Source organism: Lactiplantibacillus dongliensis (assembly GCF_005405105.1).
Lineage (GTDB): Bacteria > Bacillota > Bacilli > Lactobacillales > Lactobacillaceae > Lactiplantibacillus > Lactiplantibacillus dongliensis.
On sequence record NZ_BJDK01000003.1, the window covers coordinates 151,844 to 165,308 of the forward strand.

A 13,465-nucleotide genomic window follows, 5' to 3' on the forward strand; every position below is an offset into this window, starting at 1 on the left:
TATCCCCGCTGTTAAGCGTTATTTATTTATATATTTTTATATGTTAATTTTTTTATCTTCATAGTAACTTGTCAATAACACATACACACATGCTTTGCAAAATAACGCAAAGTGTTATAGTATTTCTTTAAAATCAATGTGTGGAGATGATACTGTATGGATGTTATGCAAAGGCAAAAGTATATTCTAGATTCACTTAACAAGCAGCAAATCATTAAAATTGCTGACATAAGTAAGGATTTGAATATATCTAGAGAAACTATTAGAAAGGATATATATACCCTAGACCAGCAAGGATTGGTCCAGGCTATCCGAGGTGGTGCCACCTTACCCGAAAGTGTTAGTGAAACAAGGTATGGCAAGCGACAGCATCAAGAAACAACCGAAAAACTACAAATTGCAAACGAAGCCATTAACTTAATTCATGATGGTGATTCTGTATTTATCGACTATGGTACTACTGCCTTCCAAGTGGCCGAAGCAATCAAAAGAAGTCAACTGCACAACCTGACTATCATTACCACATCATCTTTTGTCGTAAACACTTTACAATTCATTAAAAGCATTCAGATGGTCGTTTTAGGTGGAAGTATGAGAACCAGTGAAGGCTCTTTATCTGGTCCCGTTACCTTAGACAACATCCATAACATTTATGCTGATATTGGATTCTTTGGCTGTGGCGGAGTTAGTATACAAGCAGGAATTACTAACCATTATGTTGAAGAAGTTGAAGTATCAAAAAAAATGATGACACACTGTAGAACTAAAGTTGTTTTGGCAGATCACACAAAATTCAAAAAGAATGCTTTATATAAAACAACAAGCGTTGAAAATGTTGATGTCTTAATCTCAGATACGAAACTGGAACCCGAACTTATTTCCGAATTAAAAGCGGCTTCAGTATCTTTAATCACTACATGAAATATTATTCTTACACTCCATTTATAAAAATTATGCACTTAGCCTTGACTTTATTTTTGAAACCGCTATCATAATAACCGTAATGATAAATAAAACAAAGATTTGCAAAGGAGTTGCAAAACGATGAGTGAAACAATTACCAAAGACAATTCTGTTGATTATTCTTCAGATGAATACTTAAACCGCGTTGACGCGTACTGGCGGGCTGCCAACTATGTTTCTGTTGGTCAACTCTACCTATTAAATAATCCATTATTAAGAGAACCACTTAAGGCTACGGACGTTAAAGTCCATCCAATCGGCCACTGGGGGACGATTGCCGGCCAAAACTTTATTTATGCCCATTTAAACCGGGTCATTAATAAGTATGGCTTGAACATGTTCTACATTGAAGGACCAGGTCATGGTGGCCAAGTCATGGTTTCAAACTCCTACTTAGATGGGACTTATACTGAAACCTATCCAAAGATTACCCAAGATACTGCCGGGATGAAGCGTTTATTCAAGCAATTCTCATTCCCAGGCGGCGTGGCTTCCCATGCTGATCCTAAGACACCAGGTTCGATCCACGAAGGTGGTGAACTTGGCTACTCAATCTTGCATGGTGCCGGTGCTATTCTTGATAACCCTGGCTTAATTGCCGCTACCGTTGTTGGTGATGGGGAATCCGAAACTGGCCCATTGGCAACTTCTTGGCAAGTTAACAAGTTCATCAACCCAATCACCGATGGGACTGTCTTACCAATCTTGAACTTAAATGGTTTCAAGATTTCTAACCCAACTGTCCTTTCACGTGAATCACATGAAGAACTTGAAGACTACTTTAAGGGCTTAGGCTGGGATCCTCACTTTGTTGAAGGTACTGACCCTGCTAAGATGCACAAAGAAATGGCTGCTGAATTGGACAAAGTCATCGAAGAAATCCATGCTATTCGTAAGAATGCCAAGGATAACCATGATGAATCTCGTCCTAAATGGCCAATGATCGTCTTCCGCGCACCTAAAGGCTGGACTGGTCCTAAGACTTGGGACGGCGAACCAATCGAAGGGTCATTCCGGGCTCACCAAATTCCAATTCCTGTCGACCGTAACCATATGGAACATGCCGATAAGTTGGTCGCTTGGCTCAAATCATACAAGCCAGACGAATTATTCGATGAAAACGGGACTTTGAAACCTGAAATTGCTTCATTAGTACCTGCAGGCAATGCTCGGATGGCTGCTAACCCCGTTACTAACGGTGGTAAGTTAACCAAAGACTTAATTACACCAAATATCGATGACTATGCTTTAGATAACAAAGATCACGGTAAAGAAGACGGTTCAGATATGACTGAACTTGGTAAGTATATCCGTGATTTAATCGAATTAAACAAAGATAACAAGAACTTCCGTGGTTGGGGTCCTGATGAAACCTTATCTAACAAGTTAGGTGCGGCTTTTGAAGACACGAAGCGTCAATGGCTAGAACCAATCCACGAACCTAACGATGCTTTATTAGCACCTGAAGGCCGCATCATCGACTCCATGTTGTCAGAACACATGGACGAAGGGATGTTGGAAGCTTACAACTTAACTGGTCGTTACGGTTTCTTTGCAAGTTACGAATCATTCTTACGCGTTGTGGATTCAATGTTAACCCAACACTTCAAGTGGTTACGGAACTCGCATGAAGAAACCCCATGGCGGGCTGATGTCCCTTCACTTAACGTGATTGCCTCATCAACGGCCTTCCAGCAAGATCATAATGGGTACTCTCATCAAGATCCAGGTATCATCTCACACTTGGCTGAAAAGAAGACCAAATACGTTCGGGCTTACCTACCAGGCGATGCCAACACCTTGATTGCCACCTTCGACAAGGCGATCCAAAGCAAGCAATTGATTAACTTAATCATTGCCAGCAAGCACCCACGTCCACAATGGTTCACGATGACCGAAGCTAAACACTTAGTTCGCGATGGTCTTGGTGTTGTTGACTGGGCAAGTACTGACAATGGTGAAGAACCTGACGTTGTCTTTGCAACTGCTGGTTCCGAACCAACCACTGAAAGTTTAGCGGCGGTTTCAATCTTGCATGCAGCCTTCCCAGAAATGAAGATTCGTTTCGTGAACGTTGTCGATATCTTGAAGTTGAAGAAAGACGACCCACGTGGCTTGACTGATGCTGAATTTGATTCATTCTTTACTAAAGACAAACCAGTTATCTTCGCATACCATGCTTACGATGACTTAGTAAAGACGATCTTCTTCGATCGTCATAACCATAACTTACACGTTCATGGCTATCGTGAAGAAGGCGACATTACCACCCCATTCGATATGCGGGTCCGTAATGAACTCGACCGGTTCCACTTAGTTAAGGCTGCTATCTTAGCAACCCCAGCTTATGCTGAAAAGGGTGCTCATCTTGTTCAAGAGATGAACGACATGCTCGACAAGCATCATGACTTCATTCGTGCTGAAGGTACGGATTTACCAGAAGTTGAAAACTGGAAATGGGAACCATTAAACTAGCTCACGTTTTGCTAATTTCTTAAATATTTAACCAGAAACACCCGTACTTAGCGCTTAATCGCGTGGAATACGGGTGTTTTTGTGTACAGCTATTCAATTAGTATCGCCAAATAACCTGCATCGTCATTAGCTCATCATGATACCAACGCAAATCAACCTGGTCACCTGCTTTTAACTTGAACGCTGTCACGACCGCTGCTGGAATCACGTATGGATATGGCATTCCGCTGCCATCCGTTAACGTCGTCGTTTGATTATGACTAACGACCAAATGGCCTGGTAATCCAAGCTCATCACCAGCTTCGACGACGGCTTGCGCTAAGCCATCCAAGTCATTGTGCAGGTCAACTCGGCCCACTTTTTGCAGCTCAGCGACCTGACCATCGGCGCTCAACGTCACCGTAATCACGTCACCTGCATGTAAGTGGTAACGGTGCATGGTTGCTTCCGAGAGTTGGCTTTGCTTGGCATGGGCTTGGTCATCAGTTAGCAAGTCGGCCCCGCCGGCAACCGTTGGCGACACAATCAGCTTAGCCGTTGCTTTAGCCGCACGAGTCACTAACTGCGCCGTTTTACCCGGTTGCGTTAACCCAACACAATAAGTCAGCATGCTTTCGATCTTAGCCGTATCGAATTGCACTTGTTGATCCGTCGCACCACAACTAGCCGCATTAATCATCGTCATCACTTGTTGCCATTGCTGAAAAGTAGCTAGATCTACCTGAACAGTTCCGTTTGGTTTGGGGATAATTGATTCTTTCGACATCTTGGGCCTCGCTTTCTACCTGAACAAAAGCGTTAGCTTCAAATAAAGATTGAGACTAGCCACTTTTTAATCAATACTTTTATCAATAATCGACCGCAAAACTTTCTCTCGCAAAGCCACTGCATCCACTTGATTGCGATTTTCATACCCTTGCGTCAAGACGTCACAAATATACAATTGCGAGATGCGCCCCGCTACAGAGCCCCCGTTTAAGAACTCTTCAATCGCGGTCTGTAGAATGACATCCCCTAAGCTAGCCACCGGACTATTTAGATTATTCGTTATCGCAATAATCCGCGCACCATTATCCTTAGCAATCTTCAGCGAATCATACGTGTCCTTCGTGCGTCCCGTCAATGACAAGCCAATCACTAGGTCACTAGGTGCGAGTAATGACGCAATCTGAGCTTGAATATGCGGATCGCCAACCGGAGTTGCCTGAATACCCACACGCAATAGAATCGCGGCAAATGAGGCCCCGACCTGACCACTACCACCGACCCCAAAAATGTAGACCTTGTGTGCTTGACTCAACAAATCGATGGCCTGATTCAATCTGGCCGGTTCAATGAGCTTCGCCGTCGCAGTTAAAGCCTCCTGCAAGTGTTGGCTAATCTCATCGTAATAATCAGTCGGCCGCGTCTGCTCCTGCTGGGTAAAGTCTTCCTTGGCAATTTCAATTTTAAAATCCGAAAAGCCGCTATAACCTAACTTCTGGCAAAAGCGGATAATCGTGGCATCCCCAACTTTGGTGGCGGCTTTAATGTCACTCATCGTGGCGTACATCAACTGACTGCCGACCTTGAGGACGTAATCCGCAACCTTTTTTTCTGACCGCGTTAAGGTTGGATAATGTTCCTGAATCAAGTGATCATAACGCATCTCCGTCACCATCCTTCTGGGTCATATTATACGCTATTCTTGGATAATTGCTCCAAAATAACAAGAAAGCGCTTTACCAAGTAGCAATTACATGTTATGGTTGTTTTGGAGATAAAATCCATATATTTTTAAAAATGGAGGATTTTGGAATGATAACTAAACCACAACTTTTAAAACAACTAAGCCACGGCGTCATCGTCTCTTGCCAAGCACTGCCGAACGAACCGCTATATAGCCCAACCGGGGGCGTGATGCCGTTAATGGCTAAGGCCGCCCAGCAAGCAGGTGCCGTTGGGATCCGCGCTAATTCAATTCGCGATATCCAAGAAATTCAAGCCGCAGTGGATCTCCCAATTATTGGGATTATTAAAAAAGACTATCCGCCCGAAAAACCCTTTATCACCGCAACTATGGCGGAAGTCGATGCCTTAGCCGCAACTGGCGTGGCCGTTATTGCACTCGATTGTACCTTACGTCCACGCCATGATGGCTTAACCATTAATGACTTCATTGCCCAAGTTAAAGCGAAATACCCACACCAACTCTTCATGGCCGATACCGCGACGCTTGAAGAAGGTTTGAATGCTTGGCAGTGTGGCATTGACTTTGTTGGGACGACTTTAAGCGGCTATACAGCTGAAAGTCCGCAATTAGCCGGACCAGATATGCAACTGATTCAACAATTAATCGATCATCACATCGATGTCATCGCGGAAGGCCGAATCCACACACCGCAACAGGCCCAACAAGTTGCTAGCTTGCATCCAGCCGGGATGGTCATTGGGGGCGCGATTACACGGCCGCTTGAAATTGCTACCCGTTTTATTGATGCCGTTGGTGCAGTGAAATAAGACTATCAACCCATTTAACAGAATCGTCTTTTAATTGACTAGTGGTCCTAATCACGTATAATGTAGGAGTAGGGTCGTTTGTGTGACGACACAAAAGGACTAGCATGACTGTCATCACGCTAGTCCTTGGCTTCAATCAATACTTGCAACGTACGCTTATTGATTGTGACGCGACCTAAGAAGTTTTATAATATCTTGTTGCTTTTAAAACAACCTAAGCCCGTTGTCCCACAACGGACTTTTTTTGTGGTTGAATTTAATTAGTCGTGATTATAACCACGACGCTACTAATTATCGCAATGACAATAACCACTGCGATAATTAGCACAATCTGAACGTCGTGATCTAATCGATCGAACGGCTTCAACACTTTTGCCAAGTCACGCCAATCTTCAGCTAGTCACAAAAGAAGCCTCGATTCATTATGAATCAAGACTTCTAACCCTTAAACTTCCTTTTTAACCCATCGCCGCGACAATCTGCTGAGCAATCACGGTTGGGGTCATCTCAAAACTGCGCAACACCTCGTCCACTGATCCACTCGCACCAAATTGATCAATTCCAAAGACCAGTTCCGGCTGTTGAACATAGCGGTGCCAGTAATTGCCGACGCCGAATTCGATCGCCGCCCGCGGATGACCTGAATCACCAATCAGCGCTTGCTTATCAGCTTCACGCTGCTGGTTAAAGCGTTCATACGACGGTACCGAAACGACCTGACTATCAATCTGCTGGGCTGCAAGTTCAGCTTGAACTTGTAAGCCCAAACCGACTTCTGACCCAGTTGCCAGAATTGTCAACGCCGCTGACTGCTTGGCTGGCGCGGCAATATAACCGTCCAGCAATTGCAATGCCGCTGGTGCCTTAACCGTCAATTGTGGTAAGGCTTGCCGCGATAAGATCAAGGCGGTTGGTCCCGTCGTTTGGCTTAATGCAAATTGCCAAGCGGCTTTGGTTTCCCGCAAATCTGCTGGTCGAATGACCGTCAGACCTGGAATACTACGCAGATTTTCAACTTGCTCAATTGGTTCGTGCGTTGGCCCATCTTCACCAACCGCAATGCTATCATGCGTAAAGATATAAATCACGGGCAGCTTTTGCAACGCCGCTAAGCGAATTGCTGGCTTCATATAGTCTGCAAAAACCAAGAACGTACTGCCAAAAATCCGGGTACCCCCATGTAGCGCAATGCCATTCATCACCGTACCTTCCGCGAACTCCCGAATGCCAAACGCAATGTTACGTCCCAACGGCTGATTATTACTAAACCATTGTTCACCTTGGATGAATGTCTTATTAGATGATGATAAATCGGCCGAGCCGCCCCATAAGTTTGGTACTGTTTGCGCAGCAGCTTGCAAGACCCGTGAACTACTAGCTCTAGTAGCCTCATCCCCTTTAGCCGGCACTGCTTGCAAAGGCGTTTGCCAATTAGCTGGTAGCTGACTCATCAGTCCTGCTTGGAACTGTTGTGCTAAGACCGGATGTTGCTGCTGATAACGATCGAATAAGGCTTGCCAAGTTGCTTGGGCCGTTTCGCCGCGAGCCACAATTTCGTTAGTAAATCGATCCGCGACCACACTTGGGACCGTAAAAGCCGGTTGTTCCCAGCCTAATGCTGACTTAGTGGCGGTCGTTTGCTGACCTAATGGCGACCCATGAACTTTGTGCGTCCCAGCTTGTGGTGATCCATAGCCCAACGTACTCTTAACTTCAATTAAAGTTGGCCCATGTTGATTTGATTTAGCGGCTTGCAAGGCATCGCTAATCTCAGCCAAGTCGGTCCCATCAGCGACTTGCAAGACGTTCCAATGGTAAGCCTTGAAGCGTGCTGCCACATCCTCACTAAAACTCTTGCCGAGCGGACCATCCAGCACGACATCATTGGAATCATACAAAACAACTAACTTATTCAAATTCAAATGGCCAGCCAGACTAGCGGCCTCATGCGATACCCCTTCCATCAAGTCACCATCACCCGCGACCACATAGGTATAGTGATCAACAATCGGTAATCCTGGCCGATTATATTGCGCGGCCAAATGCTTTTCGGTCATCGCCATCCCAACTGCCATCCCGAAGCCTTGGCCCAATGGTCCGGTCGTTGCTTCTACCCCGGGCGTCACCCCATATTCCGGATGACCTGGTGTTTTCGACCCTAACTTCCGAAAATGTTTCAAATCGTCTAAACTGACCTCATAATGACTAAGATGCAACAGACTATAGAGCATCGCCGAACCATGACCAGCCGATAAGACGAAGCGGTCACGGTCAGCCCAATTCGGTTGGTTCGGATCAACTTTTAAGTAATAATTCCACAAGACATAACTCATCGGTGCAGCCCCCAAGACAATCCCCGGATGCCCCGACTTAGCCGCCTCAATACTATCAATACCTAACATTCGCACCGTATTCACGGCTAACTGATCAATTTCATCAAATCGCATGTTGTTGAGCCACCTTTACTTCATTTAAGTTGCGGGTGGCCCCTTCACTAACGAGCCACCCGTAGTTCACGAATCTTTTGCCGAACTTGTGCCCGGTCACTAGCACCCAAGATGGGACTAATCATGACCGTTGGCAAGTCGCTGTCAACCAATGTCGTCGCCAGTAATAACGCGACGGCTGGGACGGGATGTTGTTCAAAGTCTCGCTTGGATTGCACGCCCACAACTTGCAATTCCGGATATAAACGCGTGACTTTACTGCGCAATAACTCGGCTGTCCCAATCCGAGTATCCCCGATAATTAGCGTTTTCAGCTGATACGGATGCCGTTCCATTTCAGTGGCAAAGTACACCGTTGTCGCCGCAACTTCATCTAATGGCACCGGTGCTAACTGGTACTCCGCTGAGATTTTAAGCGAGGCTTTTTGCACGGCCGCAAACAGTTGCGGATATTCCATTTGAACAGCCGTTAACAGATTATTCTTCATCACAATTTGTTGTTGCAGTCGATTCAACATTGGCCCAATATGCGCGGTTAACGCCGGTCGAATCGGACTAAAATCAAGCGGATGCGTTAAAAATAACGGGACTAATTGGAGGTAGCGCGCGACCACTTGCGCCGTTAGCGGTAATTGCGTTTGCCCTTTGGGTAGCCGTTCATAGTAATGTGACGAAATTAAATACTCAAACACATAGAACGCTTCTACTGCCGACAAGCTAACGTTTAAAAACTGTTCAATATCTTGCTTGATCACTTTTGACACTTGATAAACAGTGTCATTGGCAGTAATCAACTGTTGTTCATTGGCGGTCAGTTGCACTTGTGAAAGCCGGGCGGTCCCGGTCGTACGCGTACGTTGGACCAAAATATGCAAATGCGTAAACAAATTGATATCGTAAGGATGCGGTAGTTTAATTTGGAGCAGCCGTTCAATCTTTTCAATCTCGTTCGTAATGAACAAGACGTCAATCTGATTAGCTGGTTCCATAACCCGGTTAGAACTACTGGCATCCATTAATTGCATTGCACGCATTTGATCAGTTTGTGCCAAGATTGCCTTACGTACCGCCGTTTCGTTACCCAGGATGGTCACATGATGCGCACTACGACTGACCTTCAATTGAAATGATTGTAATTGTTGCGCCAGCTTAACCAAATCCATGCTAATAACCGATTCACTGACGAAAAAGTGTGCCGCACAGTCCGCTAAACGCTGATGATTAGGTGACCGATAGAGCAGCTCCAAAGCTAACAATCGTCGCCGTTGCGCCGCTGGATACCCCGTTGCTTGCAATTGCGTGGTTAAAGCCGCCTGATCCAGATTAGGCGTCAGCTTGACCCCTTTCCCTTTGACCGTCATAACTACCGGTTGAGCCATTAACGTATTAAGATAACGAATAGCCCGATAAATCGTTTTGGCAGAAACCCCAAAATAATCCGCGACAGTCTGGGCTTTAACGTACTGTGACTGACTCGCTAAATAAGTTAAAATCATTTGATAAGTCGTTGCGCGCATGCTGGCTGACCTCCTTGCTTTCAAATATATCAGTTAATATTGTTAGCGCTTTCTTTTAAATGTCCACTGATTAATGGACACTATTTTATCACGCGATCCCATTAAACTCCAAAAGCCATTTCTCAACCGTCAATACTGCTTTGCTTTAGTTGACTGGAAAACGTAATCAAGTATAATAAAGCTGTAAGATCGTTTGTGTGACGACACAAAAAGACCAGCATGATTTGGACTCATGCTAGCCTTTGGTTTCAATCAATGCTTGCTTCGTGCTCGTATTGGTTGTGACGCGACCTAAGAAGCTTCTGATAATTATTACATTTTAAAGCCACTTAAGCCCGTTGGTACAAACAACGGACTTTTTTTGTGGCTGAATCTTTAATTAGTTGCGCTTAGCACGATGACAGTACCGATAATTGCAATGGCAATAACCATAGCAACAATCAATACTAACTGAACGTCATGTGCTAATTTTCGAAATTCTCTCAACGCTTTTGCGACGTTCAGCTTGATAAAGAACAAACTGAAGACCCGTCTCCTAACTAAATTGCCAAGCAAATACTCATCCACTGGCAACACCTCCTATATTTAGGACGCGCCACCAGCAATCGCACACAGAAATTGCCACCAATTTAATTGTACTACACTGGTTATCTTTAACCTAACGTTTCCAGTTTTAAACTTAGCCAAGTACCGTATGACTTTAATTGACTAAACGCTACATTCACGTATACTATATGTATAGGGTCGTTTGTGTAATGACACAAAAAGACTAGCATGACGGGAATCACGCTAGTCCTTGGTTTCAATCAATGCTTGCTTCGTGCTCGTATTGGTTGTGACGCGACCTAAGAAGTTTCTTGCTAAATGAAGCTAAAAACCACTTAAGCCCGTTGGTACAAACAACGGACTTTTTTTGTGGCTGGATCTCTAATTAGTCGCGCTTAGCACGATGACAGTACCGATAATTGCAATGGCAATAACCATAGCAACGATCAATACTAACTGAACGTCGTGTACTAATTTTCGAAATTCTCTCAACGCTTTTGCGACGTTCAGCTTGATAAAGAACAAACTGAAGACCCGTCTCCTAACTAAATTGCCAAGCAAATACTCATCCACTGGCAACACCTCCTATATTTAGGACGCGCCACCAGCAATCGCACACAGAAATTGTTGCCAATTTAATTGTACTACACTGGTTATTTTTAACCTAACGTTTCCAGTTTTAAACTTAGCCAAGTGCCGTATGACTTTAATTGACTAAACGCTACATTTACGTATACTATATGTATAGGGTCGTTTGTGTGACGACACAAAAGGACTAGCATGACTGTCATCACGCTAGTCCTTGGCTTCAATCAATACTTGCAACGTGCGCTTATTGATTATGACGCGACCTAAGAAGTTTCATTGTTGATTGGTACTTTTAAAACAACCTAAGCCCGTTGCCTCACAACGGACTTTTTTTTGTGGTTGAATTTAATTAGTCGTGATTATAACCACGACGCTACTAACTATCGCGATGGCAATTATTAATAACCTAGTATTTCCGATTTTAAACGCAACCGCCAAGAGTTTATTCATTTACGGTCAACTTTACCATTTAGTCTAGTCTACTTAATCAAAAGGCAACCACTACGTTGGATAATCATTAAAATCGGCGCCTACCTTTTACAACGTATTAACATGATAGCTAGTAATTAACGCCGGGCGGCCCAGAATTGGCTCAGCGGTGTTATTTACCTTCGTCGTGATTTGGCAACTTAGATAAAGCCGCTTGTGAGACCGTACTTTGACTGACAGCCGCAGCCACCACGTTCCAGGCAATTATATCCAACTTGTACCAAGCGCAACTAATCCCGATCTTTTTGTCGTTATATTAATAGCTAAAATGGGCGACAAAAAACAGTTTGCTCCGCTTAACCCAAAAGCCATGACTATTCCATACCTGAAGTGAACCCACAAGTTTGGACAACTAAATTAAGCTGCTAACTGATTGGCAAGTTCTCGGTATTGTACCGGTGACTTGCCTTTTAGTTTGGTCCTGATTCTACGGTTATTATAAAATTCAATCCATTCAGTCATCGCTTGCGCGAGACTTTCTGAATTTTCGAAGTGTTCATACATCATCTCTGCTTTCATGAGATGAAAAAATGATTCCATGGCGGCGTTATCTAAGCAAGTCGCCTTACGGGACATACTCTGAAAGGTATGATGAGTTTTAAGCGTTTTTTGCCACTGTTTATGTTGATACTGAAATCCTTGATCTGTGTGTACCGTTGTTCTATAAGGAAGCTCAGGTAATCCATCTAATGCTTCTTTTAGTGGTTTCAACGCAAATTCAAGAGTTGGGTGTGCGCTAATGTTAAATGCCAAAATTTCACCCGAAAATAAATCCATGATGGGTTCTAAATAGATTCGCTCGCTTTGACTCATCTGACCGTATCGAAATTCACTAACGTCGGCGACGAGTTTTTGATATGGTCGATCTGTCTTGAATCGACGGTGTAACTTATTTTTGGCGATTCTACCAACAGTTCCTTTGTATGAGTTATATTTGCGAGTTTGCTTATTAAAGGCCTGACATGTCCAGCCTTGCTCCTTCATAATTCGGAGGACGCGTTTATGATTAACTTTAAATCCCTGTTCATGCATAACTAACGTTATGCGACGGTAACCGTATTTTTGAGTATACTTGGCATCTGTTTGCCGAATTTCATCAATGGCTTGGATAACCTGGTCATCCTCATATTTTCGTCCCTGACTGTGCTTAGTGTAATAGTACGTGCTACGTGGTACCTTAACGGCTTTAAGGATAAAACTAATCGACGTTTTGAAGACCCGCCTCAGATCATCAATTAAGGTCACGGTTTCTCGTGAGCTGATTTTTCGTGATCTAAGGCATCGAGTTTTTTTAAAAATTCGTTCTCGATTCTTAACATCTTATTTTCTTGCTTGAGTTGCTTTAACTCATCTTTATCGTGGCGTGCTTGGATTTGTGCCGTTGTGGGTTTGGTCACTTTTTTATGTTTAGACATAGTCTTTGGATTTCCTCTCACTCTATTTAGTCTACTGAGCCCCTCTAAATCAAACTTTCTTTGCCATTGCCAGATAGTACTTGGTGAAGAGAGGTTGAAATGTAGTGCTGTTTCTGGAAGCGAAGCTTTGTGCTGTTGTTTCCAGTTTAATACTTCTATCTTGAACTCACTAGAGTATTCCAAATTCATAGGTTTCGGTTTTAATCCTGCAATGCCAAAACGATTAAAGCGATGAACCCATAGGAGAATCGTTTCATTGTTGGCAACATGGTATTTTCTGGCCAATTGAATGGAACTAATACCCGTTAAATATTGTGTCACAATAGAAATCCGTAACTCTAAATTAAATTTAGTCATAGTAAAACCCCCGAGATTGTTGTCCAATCTCGGGGGTTCACTTCAACCCAGGAATAGTCATGGCTTTTGGGTTAATGCTCACAACCTAGTCACCTCGTATTATATAAATAATCAATCAATTAACAGCTTAGACGTTGCGTGATATTCTCTAATAGTTCATTGGATTTAG

At 43.9% G+C, this 13,465-nt stretch carries 11 protein-coding genes; 3 read left to right on the plus strand and 8 right to left on the minus strand.

All coding sequences use genetic code 11. The features are described from left to right. Nucleotides 1-156 precede the first annotated feature (156 nt). A complete protein-coding gene (locus FFM80_RS01415) occupies nucleotides 157-921 on the plus strand; it encodes a DeoR/GlpR family DNA-binding transcription regulator (RefSeq protein WP_137639184.1) in 765 nt (254 codons plus the stop codon). 123 nt (nucleotides 922-1,044) lie between these two features. Then, nucleotides 1,045-3,438, plus strand: coding sequence for a phosphoketolase family protein (locus FFM80_RS01420; protein ID WP_137639185.1), 2,394 nt, complete (start codon nucleotides 1,045-1,047; stop codon nucleotides 3,436-3,438). Nucleotides 3,439-3,535: 97 nt separating this feature from the next. Here FFM80_RS01420 and FFM80_RS01425 read toward each other — a convergent pair whose 3' ends face one another. Beyond that, entirely contained in the window at nucleotides 3,536-4,204 is a 669-nt protein-coding gene (locus FFM80_RS01425; RefSeq protein WP_137639186.1) for a cupin domain-containing protein, read from the minus strand. A gap of 66 nt (nucleotides 4,205-4,270) precedes the next feature. After that, nucleotides 4,271-5,086: a MurR/RpiR family transcriptional regulator gene (locus FFM80_RS01430; RefSeq protein ID WP_137639187.1), complete on the minus strand. Its 816-nt coding sequence runs from the start codon at nucleotides 5,084-5,086 to the stop codon at nucleotides 4,271-4,273. A gap of 149 nt (nucleotides 5,087-5,235) precedes the next feature. On the opposite strand from FFM80_RS01430, the gene FFM80_RS01435 reads away from it, so the two are divergent. Continuing rightward, the gene (locus FFM80_RS01435) at nucleotides 5,236-5,937 is read left to right on the plus strand and encodes an N-acetylmannosamine-6-phosphate 2-epimerase (RefSeq protein WP_137639188.1); all 702 of its coding nucleotides are present in this window, start codon (nucleotides 5,236-5,238) and stop codon (nucleotides 5,935-5,937) included. A 458-nt stretch (nucleotides 5,938-6,395) separates the two neighbouring features. Here the strand turns inward: FFM80_RS01435 and tkt are convergent, their stop codons facing one another. From tkt to FFM80_RS14610, 6 genes are all read right to left on the minus strand, one after another. Further along, the gene (gene tkt / locus FFM80_RS01440) at nucleotides 6,396-8,384 is read right to left on the minus strand and encodes a transketolase (protein WP_137639189.1); all 1,989 of its coding nucleotides are present in this window, start codon (nucleotides 8,382-8,384) and stop codon (nucleotides 6,396-6,398) included. Between the two features lie 47 nt (nucleotides 8,385-8,431). After that, nucleotides 8,432-9,901, minus strand: coding sequence for a BglG family transcription antiterminator (locus FFM80_RS01445; RefSeq protein WP_137639190.1), 1,470 nt, complete (start codon nucleotides 9,899-9,901; stop codon nucleotides 8,432-8,434). A 375-nt stretch (nucleotides 9,902-10,276) separates the two neighbouring features. Next, nucleotides 10,277-10,468 carry a hypothetical protein gene (locus tag FFM80_RS01450; RefSeq protein WP_137635154.1) on the minus strand — a complete coding sequence of 64 codons (192 nt, stop codon included), beginning with the start codon at nucleotides 10,466-10,468 and terminating at the stop codon, nucleotides 10,277-10,279. A 360-nt stretch (nucleotides 10,469-10,828) separates the two neighbouring features. After that, nucleotides 10,829-11,020 carry a hypothetical protein gene (locus FFM80_RS01455; RefSeq protein WP_137639191.1) on the minus strand — a complete coding sequence of 64 codons (192 nt, stop codon included), beginning with the start codon at nucleotides 11,018-11,020 and terminating at the stop codon, nucleotides 10,829-10,831. A gap of 861 nt (nucleotides 11,021-11,881) precedes the next feature. Then, the gene (locus FFM80_RS01460) at nucleotides 11,882-12,823 is read right to left on the minus strand and encodes an IS3 family transposase (protein WP_223877273.1); all 942 of its coding nucleotides are present in this window, start codon (nucleotides 12,821-12,823) and stop codon (nucleotides 11,882-11,884) included. Then, entirely contained in the window at nucleotides 12,766-13,296 is a 531-nt protein-coding gene (locus FFM80_RS14610; RefSeq protein ID WP_001748115.1) for a helix-turn-helix domain-containing protein, read from the minus strand. The genes FFM80_RS01460 and FFM80_RS14610 overlap by 58 nt, the downstream gene beginning before the upstream one ends. Nucleotides 13,297-13,465: the final 169 nt, after the last annotated feature.